This window comes from Brakhagea baltica (assembly GCF_052161605.1).
Lineage (GTDB): Bacteria > Planctomycetota > Planctomycetia > Pirellulales > Pirellulaceae > JBKCUI01.
Genome location: NZ_CP197409.1, coordinates 3,697,692 through 3,719,101 on the forward strand (window position 1 = coordinate 3,697,692; position 21,410 = coordinate 3,719,101).

A 21,410-nucleotide genomic window follows, 5' to 3' on the forward strand; every position below is an offset into this window, starting at 1 on the left:
AAAGCTCGATTCTAGAGTTCTTTGGTCTTGGAAAGTCGAGATTGAGCCCGCTCGACTTGGGGGGCCATTTCTCGATTGTTCGTATACAGGCTGATGATTCCATCCCAAATTTGCTTGGCGCCCAGGAGATCGCCGTTGTTATACTTCTTGTCAGCCTCCTCCAGTTTAGTCTGCAAGAACTCCCTTAGTTCATCTGCATCGGGTGGACGGTCCTCAATTTTTTGCATTTGTCGACGTGCTAAGTTGACAAAAGGCCTCTCTTCTTCGACATCCTTTAAAAGATTGACGATCGCTCGATACTTATCGAGTGCCGTCACACGGTCGCCGAAGACTTCGAACTGGTTTGCCTCCATGAATTTGCGTTCCCCCTCGCTGTTCGGTTCTCGACCGAAGCGGCGATTCGTTTGAATCCTCTGCTCGGCATTGACCATCTCAATTTCCTCCAGTTGGTTCCTGGCCCATTCGGCTGTTACCGAATCGGGGAAACGCTCTATGATAGGAATCAAATATCTATCGCGTGCCTCGTTCAGCGAGCCGACGTCCTTCTGCGAGAGAAACCATTTCGCCCTGGTCTCCAGTGTGGATAAACTAGGTGGCTGCATCAAGTAAAAAATCAACCCCACAATGCCTAGCAATATGCCCCCCAAAACTAGCGGTCTCTCCAGTAAGCCGGGCCGATCGAAAAGTTCTTCAGCTTCTGCTCGCTTTTTGCGTTTCTGCTTTTTCTTTCCTAAGATGACCTTCTCTGCTTCGTCTTTGTCGACGTTGAGCTGCAACGGACTAAAACCTGACATGGCATGCTGAGCAACGCCAACCCCCGATTCCGCACGCTTTTGGGCTTCGCGGAAAGCCATGGCTGTCGCAGTAGCGGAATATGGTCGCTTGAGAGGATCAGGTTGCATAAGCTGCTCAATGATCGCGCTGAGCCAAACCGGGCAATCGTATACCAGGGTCGCAACAGGGGCGGGGGGGCCCGCTAAAACCGCGTGCCGGACAACTCCTGCGTTTTCTCCTGAATAAGGTGGCGCTCCGGTAAGGGCATAGTAAAGCGTTGCACCCAAGCTGTAGAGGTCAGACGCGATGCCCAATGGTTTGGATCCATCAATCTGCTCGGGTGATTGATAGATCAATTCGTCTGGTCGAGCGGGGCGCTGTTGAACGGGACCACTCCACATTTCATTGAGTTTAACGACTTCCCCACCCAACGTTAACAAAAGCTTGTCGGGGCGTATTCGGCCATGTACCCAGCCTGACGTGTGCGCGTGCTGCAATGCATCGCATACTTGCAGTCCATAATTCAACGCCATCTCCCAGGTCAATCGCTCTCGACGTGAAAGGTGCACATCTAACGACTCTCCCTCGACGAGCTCATAAACTAAGTAAGCATCCTTTGCGTCAAAGCCACCACCGTAACAGCGAACGATGCCCGGATGCTTCAATTGCTTGATTCGTTCCAAGGACTGCGCGAACTCCTGTTTACGCTCAGGAGTCATACCCATGGGCATCGAGAAGATCCGGACGGCTACCTGCGATCGTTGCTGGACGTGAATCGCTCGGTATACATTGGATCCCCGCGAACCTAGCGGTGCATCTAAGGCGAGAGGACCAATGCGCGATCGAGCCACGGTCTAGGCTCCTCCGGTTTCTTGACCTGCAAATCGCAATCCATTGATAATAATATCCCTCACCGCATCAACATCCACTTTGGTTAGAATCTCGACTCCACGATGATGCGTAGAAAATGCTCGCCGATCGACAATAGTCGCTCCACGCGTGAGTTCTCCTAGCTCCTCAACCTCCACCCCATACTCCTCCGATTGGAACATCATGGGCTCGACTAAATAAGCGATCCCGATAGCTGCCTGTAGTGCAATCGTTTCCTGGTCGCGTTCCTGGCGATAGCTTCGAAACAAATGGGAAAGCATGGGATGCAACAAAGCCCCCGCTCGAGAATGCTTGGGTGGAATCTGATTGAGAAGATCCAGATCAAAAGTAACTTGGTTGGTGATCTCGAGTGGAATCAGAGCCTTGGTCGTGAGAGAGCGGAAAACGGCTGTCGCACTCGACGGATCAAAGTGCATGTTAAACTCCGCTGTCGCCGTAACATCTCCGATACAATCAACCGATCCTCCGACCACAACGACCTTGTTTACCATTTCCATGATCGACGGGTCTCGTTGAAATGCTCTGGCCACTCCCGTCAGCGGACCCAAACATAATATCGTAACGTCATCCGGATCCGATTTGATGGTTTCCACAATGAGCTTTTCGCTGCTGACCTGATGCTGACGTTGCATAGGAGAGAAGCCTATATTGCCAATCCCATCAGCCCCATGCAGAAATCGGTTGTCCGAAACCGGAGCATCCTCTGGATCTTTGCCGGCACCAACTCGAGGTATTCGAGGAGGATCGAGCCTTTCGAGCAAACCAAGAACGTTTTGGGTGCACTGGTCGCTCTCCACCGTGCCCGAACAAGTCGTGATGGCGACAACCTCTAATCTCGGGTCAAAGAGTGCGAGGATCAAGGCGACAGCGTCGTCAATACCTGGGTCGCAATCAATGATAACTTTTCGTGACATAGTTCGTTGCCGTTTCGTGTGTTCCGTCTAGCGAGTTGCTCACCCCATGTTTTACGGCACGGCGAGCGGTTTTGCCAGCCTAGTAGGTGTTTCTGCCAACATTTGGCCCCTAATGGGACAGCTAGGCAATGAATGCATGGAGAATTACGTCGCAGACCGATCCTGAAAGGATCAAAGCCATTTGCCAGAGGATAGTTCGCGATGATCGTTTAACCGCTAGCCCAGCGGGCCGCCCTGAGATCTCCAGGGCAGCCCATATCAATATCTGTCAGGAATCGATAGTTTGACTTGCACGATGACGTCCGGGGCAGAACGCTCAACGCTGGGCGTTGCACCGATCGTACGACGATTTACCACTCCGCTATCACATCCCCGTCTCTTCGGTTTCCTAAATTGCGGTAGATTTGTCTCACCTCTGAAAAGAACTCCCGTGCAAAAAACCGTATCCCAGATCATTCAGGTCGGTCGGCTGCGAGATCCCTTTCGTCATGCCGAAATGACCGCGTCTGCCGAAAGTAGATGAGGCAGCTTCCCACGATCAAGATTCCGTAAAGGGAAACCAGGACGATGTTGCTCATTTTCATCGCAGGCGGAAGACTGACTAAAAATCCCATCAGCACCATCACCCCTAAGACAATCAGTGTATATCGTTCGAAATGAAGTCCCCCGTGGATTGTTGCATTCTTACCTGAGGCAAAAATGCCGAACAGGAAGATGAGTACGGCGAACAGCGAGCCAGCAATTTGAAGCATGAATTGCTGCCCTGCTGGCTCCATTTCCTCGAGCCCCCGAATTTTCAAGCAACCTTGATAGGTGTTCACGAGTGACTTTGTCATCACCCACCACACAGGAACACCAACGCCAGCTGCGTAAGATAACCAGCGGTAGGTTGGGGGTTCGAATCCCGGAATAGGTCGATTGAACAAGCAGAATGCCAAACCGATCGAGGCTCCTCCTCCAAATCCGATCGTCATCTCCCAATACTTCCACCAGTCGAGTGGGATACCGGTTTCCTGGAACGTGTGCCAGTAACCACCGATGCTGAACGAAAGAGCAAAGCCCGAGCTTATCAAACAAGCTAGAGCGACTCCTCGCCAGTTCCTACGTAGCATTTCGAAAACGAGGAATCCAAAAAAGGCACCTACGTGAGGTGAAATGGTGCGCAATGAGTTGAGAGCGCGTTGACAGGTCGCGTAGTCCGACTCTTGATATAGCCCTTCTTTGTAAAATGGAAGAAACAGTTGTGGAAATTGGTCAACGAACTGCAAAGCAATCCAGCTACCTGCAAAACCAGACGCCAGCCGAATAGGCCACAGCCACCATGCAAGGGTCGAACTCGGTAGGCACCAAGACATTAGGACTCCCGTTATCCCGCCCCAGTGCACGCCGCACAGAAACAGCATGGCATATCCCGTCCATACTGCGATCGGTCTCGGGTCAGTGGGATAATTGAGATAGAAGGACCCGCGAACCCAACTGATGTAAACACCATACCCAGTGTATCCTCCGATGGTTACGCCGAGCGTGATAGCAGCTACCATCCATGGACTAGCTAGGGAGCCATTGCGTTTTCCTCGCTCTGAAAACAAGAACCACAGAAGCCCCCAGCCCAACCCAGCAAACATTCCGCCGTTGCTCCCCCCGAAACCAGATGTGCCTCGTATCGCCCAAAAAAACGCCCCCATCAAAGCCATGACGGCCACAACGGTTATCGGTCTAGCCCGAGTAACTGACTCTTGCATTCCTTTTGTACCTCTCAAGTGATAACGGCGTCCTTTACGATATTTGCTACGGCCCACGTGTCCTACGTCTCGCTTGCCCCCTCAGACAAGTGTCGCCCCTAGCGGGACGAACGATAGGATGAGACCCTACCTATGCCATAAAAATGTATCCGTTGTATTTGACCTAGTAACCCATCGTACGGATTACGGTGATGAAAATGGATGAACTACATAAAGCGATGTCTTGGGAAGAGTTTTTGACCTATCCGCGAAAACTGGGCTGGAAGTACGAGTATTATGGTGGAATGATGCATCTGTCCCCCGCGTGGACTGCAATCGCAACATTTTTCCTTTCACTGGAAACCCTGCAACCACTGCGCGAGCAAGCGTCTGCAACAACGCAAACCAATCTTTCGATACGCCCAGTGGAGCCAGCAGATCGCTCAGCTTTGAATTCACTTTTCTGCGACAGCTTCTTTGGATCGATCGATTATGCCAGCTGTGGCCAATCCGATCTTCTGCGTTACGCACAGCAGAGTTTAGATCCTTTTTTGGGTTCGACACCTCCGGCTTTCTTCAGTGCTTGTCGTCTAGCAGAAGTAGGGGGTCGAGTCATTGGCTGCTGCATGATCGCGCACGGCGAACTCGGGCCAATTCTGCAACCGATCTTCGTCGCGACTGGCTACCAACGACGCGGCATCGCAACCAACTTATTGCTGGCTTCACTTCAGGACGTATCTATGGGTGCTGAACACCGTTTGTGCAGCAAGTGCAATCTTGGCAATGAAGCTAGTATGTCGTGGCATCTTCGCTGTGGGTTTATCGAGGAGCCTTGTCGCTGGACGGCAGGACATCGCGCCAATATCTACACGCAGGAAGCAGAGCGGCAAGAGATGCTGGGGCTCTCAACTGCGACCGCCGCTCGCGAGTTGGCCGATTTCTGGAGCAAGCAACGAACAAGACTGGAGTTTGAATAATCATCCGAGGCCACTACAATTTCCAAATCAAATCCGAATCGATGTTATCCTCTAGGGCTAACACAAGGGGACTCGGCATTTCGTCGCCGTTTTAGTCGGATCTAGAAAAGGTAAAGGGTCGTTTCCTTTACAACGAATACTGGGGGCTTATCATTCCCATTTCCCCGCTCAAAAATTGGCACGTAAGTAAATGGCACTCGATAAACGCGACAGATTGCATCCAGTTAGGGCAGTTCGCTAGGCAGCTTCTTGAGGAAATCTGAACGGAGTATTTGCGGAAGCGAACATTGGTTGCCTTCTTTTGTCCCTCAGCGGTGGATCGTTACACGCTTTTCACCTTGGGAGAAAGAACTTCTGTCTAGATGACAAAGTCGGGTATAAAGAAGCGAGCATTCTTCGGGTAGACGAAAACGATGTCGCCTGGTGACAGACTCAATTCTAGATACCGCTCCTGCGGTAGCTCAACTTGTATCTCATCCACTCCGTCTGCTTGTAAAAAAACTTTAGCAAATGCACCCGCTGGATTGAGCCGAGCCACTTTAGCCGTTAATCCTGGCTGATCATCCTGAAAACGGCGAATCTCAAGCTCGTGAGGTCGCATGTATACAGTTGCATCTTTCTCTGATGACTCTTGATAATTGGGATACTCGAATGTCAGGTTCCCGAGCGATGCCGTGCCTGCACGAACACGGCAACGAAATATATTCACCTGCCCCAAAAACTCCATGACAAACTGGCTCGCTGGCTTATGAAAGACCTCCTCGGGTGTACCGACCTGTTCAATTTTGGCTTTGTTCATGACCACGACGCGGTCGGCCACCTCGAGCGCCTCCTCTTGATCATGGGTTACCAATACACTGGTCAAATGGATCTCGTCATGCAATCTTCGCAACCAATCTCTTAACCCCTTTCGCACCTTGGCATCCAAGGCCCCAAACGGTTCGTCCAGCAAGAGGACTTGAGGCTCGACTGCAATCGCTCTGGCCAAAGCGACCCGTTGACGTTGCCCACCCGAAAGTTGTGACGGATACCGATTGCCGAAACCCTCGAGTTGAATCAGCTTTAACAAATGGTTGACCCGATCGCGAATCGACTCCTTTGATGGCCGAGTCGCTCTAGGCCGCACTCGGAGTCCGAAAGCGATGTTATCAAAGACTGACATATGTCGAAACAACGCATAATGCTGAAATACGAACCCGACTCCCCGTTTCCCGACAGGTGACGAAGTGACCTGGGCTTCGTGAAAGAGTATCTCGCTCCTCGGGTTGACATCAGGTGTCTCGAGCCCGGCAATAATTCGAAGCAATGTGGTTTTACCTGATCCCGACGGACCGAGCAGAGCGACCAGTTCTCCGTCATTCACTTTTAGACTTACATCCTCAAGTGCCGTAAAGCGGCCAAAGGTCTTCGATAGGTGCTTGACTTCAATGCTCATGAATTCTCAATGATCGGATAAAGAGGAATCGTCACCAAGGGAGGAATTTTGGACTCGTGATTCGACATAGGTTTTCGCGGCTAACGTCACCAGTCCTAGCAACGCAAGCAGAGATGCCACCGCAAACGCTGCTACAAAATTGAACTCGTTGTGCAGGATCTCAACGTGAAGAGGCAACGTATTGGTTTTTCCTCTCAAATGTCCAGACACCACCGAAACGGCACCGAATTCACCCATCGCTCTCGCGTTGCAAAGTATGACACCATAGAGAAGTGCCCAACGCACATTCGGTAAGGTAACATACCAAAAGGTCTGCCATCCGTTTGCCCCGAGCGTTATAGCTGCCTGCTCCTCTTCGGTACCTTGTTCGTGCATGAGAGGAATGATCTCACGAGCGACAAAGGGGAAGGTTACAAATATCGTAGCGATAACGATGCCGGGGACAGCGAAGATGATCTGAATGCCTTGGGAGTTTAACCAAGGCCCTAGCAATCCTTGCGCACCGAAGAGAAGCACGAAAATCAATCCGGAGATCACGGGAGATACCGCGAACGGCAAATCGATGAGAGTTAACAGGAAACTCTTTCCCCAAAACTCGAATTTGGCGATAGCCCATGATGCAGCCAAGCCAAACACGACGTTGAGCGGGACCGCTATGCCGGCGGTAATAAGTGTGAGCTTGATCGCAGCCAAGGCCGCCCGATCGTTAAACGCGGCTAAATAGGCCCCGATCCCCTTGCGAAACGCTTCGGCAAAGATGGACAAAAGAGGGAGAAACAGAAAGAAAAGTAAAAAGGAAATCGTGGTCAGAATCAATGCTCCACGAACCCAACCAGGCTCCTCTGTCGCTCCTCGAAACCGCGCACTCTGCGTCTTGGAGGGCCGGTCTGCTTTTCGCGGATCGAATTCTTCAATCACCCCACTTTTTGCGTCCTGCAAAACTTGGCTCATGATACACCTCGATGCCGCTGGCTGGTCCACCACTGAATCGCATTGATCGTGAAGAGAATTGCGAATGATGAGAGCAGCATCACGAGAGCGATCGCTGTTGCACCCTCGGTGTCGTATTGATCCAATTTCTGAGTGATAATCCAGGTAGTGATTTCCGTCTTCATCGGCAAATTGCCCGAGATAAACACAATGGAACCGTATTCGCCAATCGCTCTAGCGAAAGCCATCGCAAAGCCAGTCAATAGCGATGGAAGTATCGCTGGCAAAATGACATGGCGAAACGTTTGAAGCCGGGTCGCACCAAGGCTTGCGGAGGCTTCTTCGTTCTCCTTGTGCAAATCCTCGATAGCAGGCTGCAAGGTTCTAACCACAAAGGGTAAGCCAATAAATGCCATTGCCATAACAACCCCAGGGTAAGCGAACGCGATTTTTATTCCCAAGGGTTCTAAATACTGACCTATCCAACCGTTCTTGGAATACACGGCCGTTAGCGCTATACCAGATACTGCGGTGGGAATAGCAAAGGGTAGATCGACCATGGCATCGATCAGTTTTTTAAGAGGAAACGTATATCGCACCAAGGTCCATGCAACGACTCCTCCGAACACAACATTGATCAATGTCGCGATAAGTGCGGCTCCGAATGTTAGCTTGTAGGAAGCCACCACGCGAGGCTCTGATATGGTGGTCCAAAATCGTTCCCATCCCATGCCTGCCGTCTTAAAAAAGAGCATGGAAAGTGGTATCAGTACGATTAGACTCAAGTAAACAACCGTATACCCCAAGGTCAACCCAAAGCCGGGTATCACGCTGTACTGTCGAAAGGTTTTAGTCACCGATCAAGCCTCATGCTGCTATGCGAATGCGAGTTTCGATTAACGATGGTCCGGCGAGTACAACTGATCGAACACTCCCCCATCCTTGAAGTGCATGTTCTGGGCTTTGGTCCAACCGCCGAACACTTCATCGATCGAGAAAAGTTCGAGCTTCGGAAATCTCTCTAAGTCGACAGGATCTGCGTGTTCTGGCAAATGAGGCCGGTAATAATGCTTTGCAGCAAGCTTTTGACCTGCGGGAGAATATAAATACTCCAGATACGCAGTTGCAGATTCCAACGCACCATGCGATTTGGCATTTTCATCAATCACCGATACCGGTGGCTCAGCGATGATGCTGCTCGAAGGTATCACGATATCCAACTTGTCTGGCCCAAACTCATTGACCGAGAGAAAAGCTTCGTTCTCCCAAGTTAGAAGAACGTCCCCAATCTCTCGCTGAATAAATGTCGTTGTTGAACCTCGGGCTCCGGAGTCTAGCACGGGAACGTTCTTGAATATCGCCCTGAGAAACTGGAAAGCCTTTTCCTCATTCCCACCTGGTTGACGAAGTGCGAATCCCCAAGCGGCTAGATAATTGTAGCGAGCACCGCCGGATGTCTTAGGATTGGGAGTGATTACCTGGACATCGGTTCGAGCCAAATCGTTCCAGTCTTTGATCTGCTTAGGATTACCCTTGCGAACCAAAAAGACAATTGTCGACGTATAGGGACAACTGTTATTCGGCAAACGGCTTTGCCAATCAAGCGGGAACAGTTTGGTCTTCTCCGCGATCTGATCGATATCGTAGGATAGAGCGAGAGTCACAACGTCCGCCTTTAGTCCGTCGATCACCGAACGTGCTTGCTTGCCACCTCCACCGTGCGATTGATCGATCGAAATGGATTGCCCCGTCTTTTCTTTCCAGTGGCTTGCAAATTCTTTGTTGAACTCCGTGTAGAACTCTCGGGTTGGATCATAGGAGACGTTCATAAGTGTGAGATCCGCTCTTGAGCTATCGCCTCCTGGATCAGGATTGCACCCTAACAGCAAAGGGAATCCGAGCAGGAAAAGAAAAATCGCTCCGCGATAATCGTTCATGAACATTCCCTTATGGAAGATCTCGTAAGTGGTCTTTGGCAAATCGGTCGGCATAGTCGCCCAAGACGCAAGCCAGCAAAACCGTGGCCTTTAACGCAATGTAAGCAGTGTTTACGCACATGGGCGATTTAGGAACGCAAATCATGTACCGGAACTTTCGTATCCCACAAATTTGTCATTTGCGAACATGCTAGCTATCGCGAAATGATTAGTTTTTCGCCAGTTTTTTGCCCCAAACTCCATGCCAACAGTGCGGGAACGGTATGGCCGATCCGGATTGAATCCTGCCTGGTAATCGTGGAGGCAATACCGAAAACCGTCTTCCGTCACGGCAGGCCTTGAAATATGATGGAATTCTAGCTTTAGTGATGGGCTCCCTTTTTAGCCTATAAACCCGATGGCCATCGCAATAACGCATGCAAGAGATTGACCTTCGCCCGCCTCAAAGCTCTGCGTGCCCACCGCAAATCGCAGCCAACCCACTGCCCCGACGACTACGGCATGGGAATTGCAACATGGCAATCGCACCCGGCGGAAACTACGCTAGAGAAGAAAATTTATTGGCTCGCTAACTATGTTCACGGATGGATCGAATTCATTCTGACGGAAGAATCGTTTAGGAAATGACCACGGAGCAGATAGAGCCAAAGAAGATAAAGCCAAAGTCGTTATGGGAGACTCTGTTTCAGGAACCAAGCCCTGAAATCTCCCTGGGACGGTTGCTAGAGCGAATACGATTAGGAATCCCCGCGCAATCCCTTAGCCTCATCGGTTTCGATTCGCATCAACGAACCTTGAGAACTTTGTCCACCTACAAACAGGACGGATCTCGTTCTGACGACCGAACGACTCCATGCACCGAAGCCAAGTACCGAGAGCTAATCGAATGGCTGGATCGCAACGAGATCCTCCGGCAGTATGGGGTTCGTCGCACGGGCAAACTGGCGATCTTGGCAACAGAGGAGATATCGGGAGAGATCGTCGCCTTACCTATCCGAAGACCCATCACCGGCTGGAAAAGCGGAGTCCACGGAGCACTACTCGTGGAGTTAGAATCAGGCCGGACCATTCGAGAAGAACAACATGGTCAACTGGAATCGCTAGCCGGTCCGACTTGGTTGTTATTGGCAACCCTCGAGAATATCTTTAGTCAGAAACAGAAACCGTCAGCCACACAAGACGAAGCGAAAGCCAAGTCGCTCGAATCGCTCGTGGGTGCAGAATCGGGTTTGAGAACCGTCATGGAGCGAGTCGAGTTGGTTGCTCCAGCTGATATGCCAGTTCTAATCCTTGGGGATACCGGCACGGGAAAAGAAGTTGTCGCACGCGCCATTCACCAACGCTCAGCGCGGGCAGAGCGTCCTTTTATCCGAGTCAACTGCGGCGCGATCCCTTCAGAGCTAATCGACTCCCAGTTGTTTGGGCATGAGAAGGGGAGCTTTACCGGTGCCTCAGATCAGCGGCGAGGATGGTTTGAACGCGCCAACGGAGGAACGCTCTTTCTGGACGAAGTCGGTGAGTTGCCGTTGGCAGCACAAGTTCGATTGCTGCGAGTGCTCCAAGAGCATCAGATTGAAAGAGTGGGAGGTGAGTCCGTAATCCATGTCGACGTTCGAATCGTTGCAGCGACACACCGCGATCTATCGAGCATGGTCCAGCAGCGATCCTTTCGAGAAGATCTTTGGTACCGCATCAACATGTTCCCGATTTTGTTACCTAGGCTATGCGAACGGATTGAAGATATCCCCGCGCTAGCCAGACATTTCGCTCAGAAGGCAGCGGCCAAGTTCGGATTACCCTACGTAGACTTGAATCCAGCAGACATTAAGCAGCTTATCGAGTACCGCTGGCCAGGGAACATTCGCGAATTGCAAGCTGTCATGGATCGGGCAGTCATCTTAGGTCGAGGTACTCACTTGGAAATCTCCAACGCACTCGGATTAGGTAGCGCACCCAAATATGATATCGGAGTTGCCTCAGACGAACCAACTTTCTACGAAGTGATCCCGGAGCAGATAGTCAAGCCGAGCCAATTGCCCCAACCGAGTCTCACAGGTCGCAGTGAACAGGTCAGAAGCTCGGAGTCAGAACCTTTGCTAACTCTCGATGATGCATTACGAAAGCACATCGAACGTGCCCTCCACAAAGCCAGAGGGCAGATCGAGGGCAAGCGAGGAGCAGCAAAGCTTTTGAACATCAATCCGCACACCCTCCGAGCCAAGATGCGCAAGCTAGGAATCGAATGGGGGGCTTACCGTGAAGCCTAATACGTTACCATCTTATTTCATAAAACACAAGATCCGCTTCGCAATGCGCCAACTCTGGACTAAGTATCGACAGCGATCAATCCATTTCATTCGGCCATGCAGACATCGGCGATCTCCCAATCGCGGAGGGTGACGAAATATCCACGGAACTCGGGTTCACCTACTACACTGTAGATAATCTCGATAGTATTTAACTCATCATACAGGTTGATTCCAATGTGACGTACCAACCTTGAAGATAGTTCTATCATTAACTCCGGCGATACAAACACGCTCGCCATTCTTCAATATCTCAAAACGCGTCGACATTCCGTTACATTTTCCTTAGAGGCAAGAAGGCACCATTCACCCAGCAGAAGCGGCATATAAGGTTTCCATTAATAAAGGTCCCGCAATCGCTTTGTCGTAAAAGTCGATTCGCTGCAACTCATCCGTTTGCTTTCGAATCCTCGAATATGTCAGTAGTCGTCGACACAATTAAAACTAGCATACATTCATCGATGGGACAATACCGCGACTGACGACAAAGGTAGCTCTGCTGTTTCATTAGGCAAAAGTAGAAGGGTATGAAGACCTCGACTCATGCAACTCACTTTCCTCGGCAAACGGAATGCAATCTATGCATACCGGATCGTAACGGGGCGGCAGGCTAGATTAGACGCACAAACAGCGTGGTCTTGCTCGGCTACGCCAGAGATTGTCGCTTGACTAGTCGCAGTTTACAACCTGGACGCGGGTTTTTCTCTTTGTACCGCCTCTGATTTGCTCCGCCAAGATTCCAGCGCGACTGACACTAGCTCTCGCGATTCCGCCCTGCGCTGAAATTGCAAAGGTCGCAATCCGCACCGCCCCGACAGTCCCGTGAGGGATGGGATGTTAGCCGGAATGGCTTGATGCCCCATCCGAGGGGAGCTTCAAAGTCAGTTAGCTTTGATTGGTTCCGCAGATGATGCAAATTCAATGTTTGCTGTACCTTTATAAAAGAAAAAAAGCAAAAAACAATATCCACACGATTACGGTGCATGCCAGGGAGAGGCACCAAAGCTTCTTTATTGCTCTCCATCCCGCAAGGGTAGTGAAATCGAGCGTTTGCCCACGCTGATCGGCGAACACAATCGTTGCAAAAATGATCGCAAACGGAAACAGTATCTGCATAAAGTTCAAAATCACGAATGCCGCAAATAATCCTCCGATACCAAACCGAAGCAATGCGAACAGCATGGCCGCAGCGGTAGTTGTCCACAAAAGATCCGCAATCGTAAACTTCATCGGCATTCGCGTTAACTGCTTCGGCAAGAAGTAAATTTGCTCGACTCATGTCTTTATTCTACGGCATCCCACAATCCGACTCAAACTCTCTGGCTGGTTAAGTTACAGGTCTTCTGAGTCGTAATCTACACCAGCTTTAACGGGACAATCATCACCGCAATCGCATTCCTCCGTTTCCGCCATCCACGTAAACCGACCAAATGCAGCATACATGAAGCCGGTATAACCGAAGACACCAAATCCGAATAAGGCTTTGAATGCAGTGATGGACGATCGACGTCCATCGCCAAACCATTGGCCTGATACGATCATTGAAATGAGATAAGCCGCGCCCCCCGACGATCGAACGCAAAATCCGAGACGATTTGTTGGAAAGCTTCATTAAGCAGCAATTTGATGCAACAACTTCGCGATCTCATCGCTGTGTGTGAGCGGTAGGGTATGGCCTCCTCCGCGAATTACCACGTTGGCATGTGTGTACCGCATCGGGAATGTCGCGTCGCGATCGCCATGAATTTGAATCAAAGGGACTTGATCAACATTCTTTGAAGGGCGCCAGCTCAAGAGAGCTGCAGTTGCCCACCGATGCCATGCGCCTGATGTACCAGCCAATTTCTTTAAACGCCAAATAGCCCTTGAGCGAAGTGATCGGGGCCACGAGTTGGCAACCCCTCCGGCAGCTTTCATGATTAAGTTTGCTGGACGTGGTGTCAGCACACGGCAAACACGAAACCACGGAGGTAATTCGCTCGGGGATCGCACAGACGAAATGAGAACGCATGAGGTCGAATTGAGGCGACAGGCGAGCTCTCGGGCAACAACACCACCGAATGACACCCCACAGACAACAACCGGCTCGTCGCGACTAACAGTATGACTCAATCTCTCAGCGTAAGAATCGATGGATTCGTGTTCAAGCGGTAGTAGCCAATCGATAACCTTTCCGGTCGGAAGCAGCGGAAGCAATCGATCAAAGATTCGATGATCGGGAGTCATGCCTGTGAGCAGTAGAATTTTTTGCATGCCAGTTTCACGAGATTAAACTCTTGGCAGTATCTATTGCATGACTGAATTATCGCTCGAACATTCGCGGTTTGCAACCTAAACGCCCCCGCCTACTTTTTTACCCCTAACTAACCTACGCAACGTCTCGCCATATCTCCGTTCTGCCGCATACCCCTTGTACTACCGTTTGCTCCCTCACCTCGCTCGCTCAATTGAGCCACCGAAGCCCACCTTCTCCACGTATCGTAATCAGCCAAAAGGCTACGAACAGGTGAAGACTGACAACGATTGAGATGTACAAGAGACGCGAAGTCACGTTACGGCATACCAACAAATACCATAGAGTCGAAAAAGACAACAGTAAAGGTTCGAACTGTGATATTTGCAAATCAAGCAACTGCTCAGCGTCCCTAAACCAACGAAGCGATACTCCGTCGGGATGGAAAAGAGGAAGAGTGAGAAAAGGTGATAAAGCTAGAAACACCATCGCAACGAACAACGTGGTGACGTTCGATGCTTTCGAAGGCACAGGCTTGGGCATCGCATTCAAACGCCACCTCGATTTAGATTGTATCCTTAACGGAACGCAAGTCTGCGTTCGAAGGATGGATTGTAAAGAGTGAGACAATCAGAAAGACAAGCAAAAGTACAGTAAGCCAGATTATCCCCCGCCCATTATAGCATCCCAAGACCTCAACCGCTGTCAACGATTTAGCCAACTGATGATTGATCTGGTGACCAGCTCGGGGGCATCGTGTTGAACGAAATGGTCGGCTTCCGGGATGGTGACGAGCGTCAAGTCCTTCTCTAGCCATTTCCAGGTATCGTTGAGGGCTCCCGGCAGCAAAGCTTGGTCTTTTAGTCCGTGAATCATCAAGACGGAACATTGCACCCTCGGGCCATCTTCGGCGGGAGCAATATAGGGTTCCTTGGGGTAGTTGGCTTTGTAGTAATTCAACATCCCTTCCATGGACGAACGACGCATGGCCTCCAAATGCTTCTGGCGTTGCTCCGGGGCCTTGACCCAGGCGACCAAAACCTCGGGCGTGACCAACGAGGCCGCGTTTTCAGCTTGAAAAAACCTTGCATAGGCACTGTTTTCGCGTTGCCGCGGATTGTTGGCCAATTCACGCTGCAGACCGTTAGGATGCGGGAGATTCAGAATGATCAAACGCTCGGTCATCTTCGGGTGTGTCATCGCAAACTGCCAAGCAACCATCCCGCCCCAATCATGGCCGACAACAATGGCTTGTTCACGATTGAAATGCTGGATCACGCTCTTGACATCGTCCACCAATTTATCCAGCGTGTAGTTTTCGACACTGACGGGTTGATCGCTTTCGTTAAAGCCGCGCTGATCGATGGCGACGACTTGAAAGTTTTCGGCCAGGGCCGGAATTTGGTTTCGCCATGTGTACCAATAGTCGGGAAACCCATGAATCATCACGACCAATGGCCCTTCGCCTTTGGTCACAAAGTGAATCCGTACGTCACCCGATTGCGCAAAGCCGTGCGTGCCCCATTCATCGCTCGGCGGTGCGCTCTGTTCGTCGGCTGAAAGCGAACCGTTCCAGGCAATCACAGCGACCAACAACAAGCACCAGACCATTCTCCATTTCGTACATGTCGAACAGGCACTTCGAAAAATCACCATCATTTCTTCCTTCGCTTTCCTAGAACCTCAATCGCCCACTCGCCCTAACCATTCTATCCGAATGTATCGCGTTGATGTTGCGGTGCAAGGAGCGTTTCACGTCTGAGCAGGCGATCAGTCTTTTCGGCGTTTAGAGTTGGGGAAAACTTGGGACCAAGTGATTGTTTCCTCCTCTGACATCTCGCCTTGTGTTACCCAGTGCGCGGCGTCGGTGATCAGAGAATGATTTTGAAGATGTGCGTGGAATTCAGGATGTGGGCTGAACAGAACGAATCGCCCCTTTCCAAAAGTTCCAGCCAAAATTGCAGGGGTTCCTGGCATGAATCCCCCGCTCTCTCCATCTTTCTTGATATCGGTCGCAAAAGATGCAAGCGATACGGTCCGTCCAAACCCCGGTGCGTCTGTGATCTTCCAAAGTGGACCGTTCGCATAATACACTTGATGGTTTTCGTACTGAGAATCGTGCGGTTGGATTTGCACGACCCCTTTGCCCCGCGCCCAACGTCCATTTCGCGTATCAATACACTCGGCATTCGCGACCTCGATGAATTTCAAGGCTTCATTATGTCCACGCACAAAGGAATAGCCCCCCGCACAGCTCGCCAAGACGCCACCGCCATTCTTGACGAATTCCTCGACCATTCGTCCTCCGGTTTCTCCAAGCGAACTATTAAACTTCGTTCCACTTCCTCCGCCAATAACAAATACGTTCACCGAATCCAGCCCACCTCGCTGAACGCTCTCGGCTGAAATAGCTCCCGCCTTCCAGCCTGCTTTCTCCAAGATGCTGATATAAAGCCCTTGGCTTGTGTTTTTCGAAGGAGTTTCTGCAGAACTCAATACCGCAACTCGCATCTCCTGGGCGATTAAGCACGCACTGATCCCATAGACACAAATCGCGAAACCTATCAGCTTTTGCAACATTGTGGGTTAACTTTCTTTGTGTCGTGGTGCCGTAACAGTGGCTATTTTGGTTTGATTAACCGTCTGGATCATTTAGCAGCGTCTGCAATCGTTCCCGTAGAATGGGCGAAAATTGGTCGAGCCATTTTTCATTGATGATGCCGATAGAAATCATATCGAGTATATGAACCTGGTCTTTGCGACGAAACGAAGTCAGTTTCATCGTGATTAGCTTTTCAATGGGCAATGTTCGTGCAGACCCCATCAATGAGTATTGGTCGATATCAGGAACAGGTTCCGGGTATTCTTCCCGAACCTTCTTGCCGGCAAAGATTACATGGACAGCATCCCGAGCTTTGGCATTGGGGCCGTCTAAAAACATGCTTTCTCCAGCACTGCGGCGAAATATAAAACCGCCGGGTTCCAGCGCGGCGATCGCTCGTTCCAAGTCGGTCTCATTAAGAATGATGTCGACATCCTGTGTATTTCGGACCGCAGATTCGTCAACTTGAGAGACCCAGTGCTGAACCGCATTGCCCCCTATGATCGCGTAAGGAATCTCGGCTTCATTGAGTGCCGTAGTCACTCTCCGCATTCGGTCCTTTACTTTTTCCACAGCGGACTCGATCCTTTCCCAGAGAGCGTCACCAGTATATTTGATTTCAATCATGTTCGCTCTTATCCCAGAGATGCAGCAGTATCGCAATCATTTTCGGTTCAACGACGATGGAAGTCAAGGACGATATGTGTCTCACGCGTTGGAATACCATCGTGAACAAATTTCACCACACTGTAACTACGGTGCTTGAAACGGTTATGGGCTATTTCTCGTTTCGGTGTAGGGTTGCGAATCGTTCTCGAATCGTGTCGGCGTCACCAAGTGTGAAAAATGCAGTATACGAGTAAGTCAGTCCCGGTATGAGAGCGAACGTTCGCAACGGCGCGATATAGGAGCAATTCGACCCGGAACCACCCTCAAACCGATAGCAAGTTGCTTCAGAAGTACCGGGAACGAATACGCCTATTCCTTCGCCATGATCGTAGTGGTTGAGTGTGTTGATGTCGTTCGTTCGCGAAGAAAGATGGGCTATGGCACCACCATGAGAGAGAAGCAGCCCGACTCGCAAGTCGGCGTTTTGGATGTAGGCCCAGTCTTCAGTGTCCTTGGTTTGTTTCGCATCTTGTGCGAAGACACTGGACGCCATGAGCACAAGAAAGCCGATGCATTTGAAAATTTTGATAGGTTACTCCTCTTTTGCACAATAATCGGGATTGCTGCGAGGCGGATCACGCCCTAGCCATACAGTTCGTATCCGATAAAGTCTGAATCAGAAAGAAACTGCTCATGTGTCTTTCGCAGTCAGTGTCTGTCTCTGACCTGGCACTAATGTACCACAGGGGGCTTTGATATTCAGCAGGGGCAAGAGACAAGTCGGCCGACTTCGGATACCACTAGCTGCCCATGCCATCATTTTACCTCGCATCATTCTGCCCTCTAAAATCCATCGAAGCGGGTGGCTCGCGGTCTCCTCGCCGATTGGCTCGAAACGAGCTGCCTGACGATCGCCAACAGGGCAAGACTACACGGACATTTGAAATGGGACACGGTTGCAGGTTTCGTTTCAATACAGCTTTATTGAGGTGCTTAAAGAGCATTTCGCAGCCGGCTTATTTCACGGAGCCCGTGATTAGTCACGGCACGCCGCCACTTATAATAGCAGTAGTGGTTTTGCTATCTGAACAAACCAGAATTTTAGCCTATGTCCTGGAAACACCACCTGGGCTTCAAACCTAAGTTCCAGCAGAATCTTCATGTCCTGCCATTCTTGGTAAGAGATTTTTGATTTTTTGTTTGGCTTTGGCACGGCCTGTGCGTTGGAGAAGAAACACATGAGTTGCAACCAAGAGTGTAGATCGGGACAGAATGCTGCACCGAACTCTCTCTAATGCTCTCATGCTAGCGATGAAACGCTTCGAAGCATTTTTCGAAGTAAGGGAACGTTCACTTTTGCTGTCTCTCCAAAGTTAGGACCAAGGTTATGTTGAGAAGAAGGATCATCGGCCGTAAAGGATTTACACTTGTCGAATTGCTGGTTGTCATTGCCATTATCGGCATTCTGGTTGGATTGCTATTGCCCGCCGTTCAGGCCGCGCGAGAAGCTGCTCGCAGAATGCAGTGCTCCAACAATGCAAAGCAAATCGGCTTGGCCTTTCATAACTTCGAAAGTGCTCGCAAGAGCTTACCGACGAGTCTTCGCCCACCATCCAATGTTGCAGGCTCTGGAGAGCAAAGCCGCGTCTCCGTGTTAACCGACCTTTTACCATACCTGGAACAAGGCAACATCTACAATCAATACAACAAGGCGATCAACTGGAACCAAGGGGTCAACATACCCCTATCGCAAACCCCTATCCCAACCTACGTTTGCCCATCGAATCCGAACGGGGCAGTTTTGGATCTAGCTCCTCCGGGCAGCAATCCGCAGTTTATTCCTGGTATAGCAGCGACAACGGATTATTCCCCCATCTTCGGAATCGGCACGGGAGTATTCACACAAGTTCTTGGAATCTCGCCACCCGACCAGTTCCAAGATCCTGCCGAGATTTTTGCAGGAGTCACACCTCCCTATACGTACGTTCGCGGCTTCTTCCCTAAGAATGCGACTATAGATGCCCGAACTGGATTGCAAACACGTCCTGGAGCTAAATTTTCGGCCGTGACCGATGGACTTTCCAATACCGTCGCCATAGCTGAGTCGGCAGGAAGGCCTTTGGTGTACGTAAGGGGTAAGCGTTTGTCTGGTGGCAACCCGCTTGCTGATACGGATCCGTCCTCGTCGAACTCAGATCGTCTAAACTCAGGTGGTTGGTCACGTCCTGCTAGTGACATCATACTGTTCGGATCGACGAACGATCCACGAGGTGTTCTCGGAGGGACCACTGCCTTTAACTGGACCAATGGCCATAACATTCGCGGCTTGACCTATACGAGCCAAGGAATCGCAGCAACGATCCTCGGAACGCCGATCGCTACCCATGGTACCGGAGCCCCTTATTCGTTCCATACCGGCGGAGCACACTTTACGATGGGGGATGGATCAGTGCAGTTCCTGTCAGAAAACATGTCCCTCCGAGTCTTTATTAGCCTAGCCACTCCATCTGGTGGAGAGATCGCTTCAGCCACGGAATTTTAAAAATGCTGATCACTCTCTGCTCGTAGAACACTTTTCGAAAGGGACGCTGGGATATTCCCGGCGTTCTTTTCTTGAATCCCAGATGATGATTTCCCTAATCCCCGTCCCATTAATCCCAGATTTGAAAAAAATGAACGGAATGAAAAGCACGATGCTGCACCGAACTTTACTCCTACTCACCCTTGTACTCATGGCAATCAGTGGATGCTCGCCAAGCAATCCATGGGAAGCGACCCATCCAGTCAGTGGAACGATCGAGTTTAAAGGCAAGCCTATTGAGAATGCAGAGCTAACGCTCTTCCCTATCGACCAATCAGCACCCGACACAGTACGACCGAAGGGAAGAACCGGTGCAGATGGGAAGTTTGTCTTGGGTACTTACACCCAAAACGACGGTGCCCCCATCGGCAAGTATAAAGTGACGGTGGTGAGAAACGAAGTCTCCGTTTCCCGAGACTCGATCGTCGCGAAGCCGAACGATTTGCCACAAAAATACGCCAACCTGTCGTCAACAGATTTGGAAGTCGAAATTCTCACTGGCAACAACGTTCTGACGGCGATTATATTGAGGTAGGTGAAGTGTTCGGCTTGCACGCCGGACTCACCCGATTTCGCGTAGGAATAAATCCTATTTTATGCGTTCAAAGTTCCCTTAATGATGATGCCGCAAAAGGGAGTTTCTAAGCAATAAAGCGGACAATTAATCCGACCGCTGTCGCTTCAGACCATCTTTCGAAACGATCTACTTGTTCGATGACATGCCGCGCATTACGGTCCCCATGATGGAAATACGGGCCCAGCGTGGTAGGGGGAGCATCGCGTAGACGAGCAGCTTGGATAGGAACCCCGGTAACAGGGTGGATTTTCTTCCGAGGGCAGTGATTATCTCCGGTGCGATTTTATCAGGGTCCAAGCTGGCCGCCATCGTCATATTGGCTCGCGATGCAAAGCCTGTATTGGTCGGTCCTGGTGCGACGGCCAGAACGTCTACCCCCTTTGGACGAAGCTCCCTGCCCAGTCCCTCGGCCAAGACTTGGACATAGGCTTTCGTCGCGGCGTAATGTGCCGCCCACGGGGTTCCTTGAAAAGCGACGATGGAGCTGAGCAGGATTAATCCGCCACTTCCTCGCTTTACGAAACGTCGGCTGAAATACCAACTTAGAGTCATCAACGCACGGCAGTTTACATTCAGCATCTCGAGTTCAGGCTCAATCGGATTGTCGACAAAAGAACCTGACGTGCCAAAGCCAGCCGATGCAACCAGAAGCCCAACATCCAAGTCACTGGTAGCTCGCTGTAGCACGTCAATACAGTTCTCGTCCGACAGATCGAACATCACAACGCGGCATTCTACGCCTTGGGCTTGGCTAAGTTCTCCAGCCATTCGGTCGAGCTCCGTAACGCTACGGCCGACTAGAACAACATTGATTTTGGCTCGCGCTAGTTCTGTAGCTAAGGCACGTCCAATTCCCGAGGACGCACCGGTAACCACGGCCCAGGGGCCATACTTCGTACAAACTTTTTCAAAACTCATAAGTG

General features: G+C 50.7%; 19 protein-coding genes. 4 read left to right on the forward strand and 15 right to left on the reverse strand.

The features are described from left to right. Window positions 1-11 precede the first annotated feature (11 nt). The 3 genes from SH449x_RS14100 to SH449x_RS14110 all read right to left on the reverse strand — a co-directional run bounded on the left by SH449x_RS14100 (window position 12) and on the right by SH449x_RS14110 (window position 4,321). Complete coding sequence (locus SH449x_RS14100) at window positions 12-1,625, reverse strand: serine/threonine protein kinase (protein ID WP_482376707.1); 1,614 nt, start codon at window positions 1,623-1,625, stop codon at window positions 12-14. A 3-nt stretch (window positions 1,626-1,628) separates the two neighbouring features. Next, window positions 1,629-2,579, reverse strand: coding sequence for a nucleoside hydrolase (locus SH449x_RS14105; protein ID WP_482376708.1), 951 nt, complete (start codon window positions 2,577-2,579; stop codon window positions 1,629-1,631). 452 nt (window positions 2,580-3,031) lie between these two features. Then, the gene (locus SH449x_RS14110) at window positions 3,032-4,321 is read right to left on the reverse strand and encodes a hypothetical protein (RefSeq protein ID WP_482376709.1); all 1,290 of its coding nucleotides are present in this window, start codon (window positions 4,319-4,321) and stop codon (window positions 3,032-3,034) included. Window positions 4,322-4,512: 191 nt separating this feature from the next. Here SH449x_RS14110 and SH449x_RS14115 point away from each other — a divergent pair, with 191 nt between their 5' ends. After that, on the forward strand, window positions 4,513-5,277 hold the full coding sequence (locus SH449x_RS14115) for a GNAT family N-acetyltransferase (RefSeq protein ID WP_482376710.1): 765 nt from the start codon (window positions 4,513-4,515) through the stop codon (window positions 5,275-5,277). A gap of 358 nt (window positions 5,278-5,635) precedes the next feature. On the opposite strand, the gene SH449x_RS14120 is transcribed toward SH449x_RS14115, so the two are convergent. From SH449x_RS14120 to SH449x_RS14135, 4 genes are read right to left on the reverse strand one after another with little or no spacing between them, the layout of a single operon-like run. Continuing rightward, window positions 5,636-6,712, reverse strand: a complete 1,077-nt coding sequence (locus tag SH449x_RS14120; RefSeq protein ID WP_482376711.1) for a sulfate/molybdate ABC transporter ATP-binding protein — start codon at window positions 6,710-6,712, stop codon at window positions 5,636-5,638. A 6-nt stretch (window positions 6,713-6,718) separates the two neighbouring features. Continuing rightward, the gene (gene cysW / locus SH449x_RS14125) at window positions 6,719-7,663 is read right to left on the reverse strand and encodes a sulfate ABC transporter permease subunit CysW (protein WP_482376712.1); all 945 of its coding nucleotides are present in this window, start codon (window positions 7,661-7,663) and stop codon (window positions 6,719-6,721) included. Then, complete coding sequence (gene cysT / locus SH449x_RS14130) at window positions 7,660-8,499, reverse strand: sulfate ABC transporter permease subunit CysT (RefSeq protein WP_482376713.1); 840 nt, start codon at window positions 8,497-8,499, stop codon at window positions 7,660-7,662. Before cysT ends, cysW begins: the two co-directional genes overlap by 4 nt. 39 nt (window positions 8,500-8,538) lie before the next feature. Beyond that, on the reverse strand, window positions 8,539-9,579 hold the full coding sequence (locus tag SH449x_RS14135) for a sulfate ABC transporter substrate-binding protein (protein ID WP_482376714.1): 1,041 nt from the start codon (window positions 9,577-9,579) through the stop codon (window positions 8,539-8,541). A gap of 623 nt (window positions 9,580-10,202) precedes the next feature. Here SH449x_RS14135 and SH449x_RS14140 point away from each other — a divergent pair. After that, window positions 10,203-11,846: a sigma-54 interaction domain-containing protein gene (locus SH449x_RS14140; protein ID WP_482376715.1), complete on the forward strand. Its 1,644-nt coding sequence runs from the start codon at window positions 10,203-10,205 to the stop codon at window positions 11,844-11,846. Between the two features lie 975 nt (window positions 11,847-12,821). On the opposite strand, the gene SH449x_RS14145 is transcribed toward SH449x_RS14140, so the two are convergent. The 7 genes from SH449x_RS14145 to SH449x_RS14175 form a co-directional block, all read right to left on the reverse strand. Further along, window positions 12,822-13,121, reverse strand: coding sequence for a hypothetical protein (locus SH449x_RS14145; protein WP_482376716.1), 300 nt, complete (start codon window positions 13,119-13,121; stop codon window positions 12,822-12,824). 96 nt (window positions 13,122-13,217) lie between these two features. After that, on the reverse strand, window positions 13,218-13,427 hold the full coding sequence (locus SH449x_RS14150) for a hypothetical protein (protein ID WP_482376717.1): 210 nt from the start codon (window positions 13,425-13,427) through the stop codon (window positions 13,218-13,220). Between the two features lie 69 nt (window positions 13,428-13,496). Next, a complete protein-coding gene (locus tag SH449x_RS14155) occupies window positions 13,497-14,138 on the reverse strand; it encodes an alpha/beta fold hydrolase (RefSeq protein WP_482376718.1) in 642 nt (213 codons plus the stop codon). 685 nt (window positions 14,139-14,823) lie between these two features. Further along, entirely contained in the window at window positions 14,824-15,729 is a 906-nt protein-coding gene (locus SH449x_RS14160) for an alpha/beta fold hydrolase (protein ID WP_482376719.1), read from the reverse strand. A gap of 159 nt (window positions 15,730-15,888) precedes the next feature. Further along, window positions 15,889-16,698 (reverse strand): BPL-N domain-containing protein, encoded by an 810-nt coding sequence (locus SH449x_RS14165; RefSeq protein WP_482376720.1) that lies wholly within the window; start codon window positions 16,696-16,698, stop codon window positions 15,889-15,891. Between the two features lie 55 nt (window positions 16,699-16,753). Continuing rightward, window positions 16,754-17,347: a hypothetical protein gene (locus tag SH449x_RS14170; RefSeq protein WP_482376721.1), complete on the reverse strand. Its 594-nt coding sequence runs from the start codon at window positions 17,345-17,347 to the stop codon at window positions 16,754-16,756. Window positions 17,348-17,498: 151 nt separating this feature from the next. Then, window positions 17,499-17,882 (reverse strand): hypothetical protein, encoded by a 384-nt coding sequence (locus SH449x_RS14175; protein ID WP_482376722.1) that lies wholly within the window; start codon window positions 17,880-17,882, stop codon window positions 17,499-17,501. 834 nt (window positions 17,883-18,716) lie between these two features. Between SH449x_RS14175 and SH449x_RS14180 the strand changes: the two genes are divergently transcribed. Next, window positions 18,717-19,871, forward strand: a complete 1,155-nt coding sequence (locus SH449x_RS14180; protein ID WP_482376723.1) for a DUF1559 family PulG-like putative transporter — start codon at window positions 18,717-18,719, stop codon at window positions 19,869-19,871. Between the two features lie 139 nt (window positions 19,872-20,010). Next, entirely contained in the window at window positions 20,011-20,445 is a 435-nt protein-coding gene (locus SH449x_RS14185) for a hypothetical protein (protein ID WP_482376724.1), read from the forward strand. A 168-nt stretch (window positions 20,446-20,613) separates the two neighbouring features. On the opposite strand, the gene SH449x_RS14190 is transcribed toward SH449x_RS14185, so the two are convergent. Beyond that, window positions 20,614-21,405: an SDR family NAD(P)-dependent oxidoreductase gene (locus SH449x_RS14190; RefSeq protein ID WP_482376725.1), complete on the reverse strand. Its 792-nt coding sequence runs from the start codon at window positions 21,403-21,405 to the stop codon at window positions 20,614-20,616. Window positions 21,406-21,410: the final 5 nt, after the last annotated feature.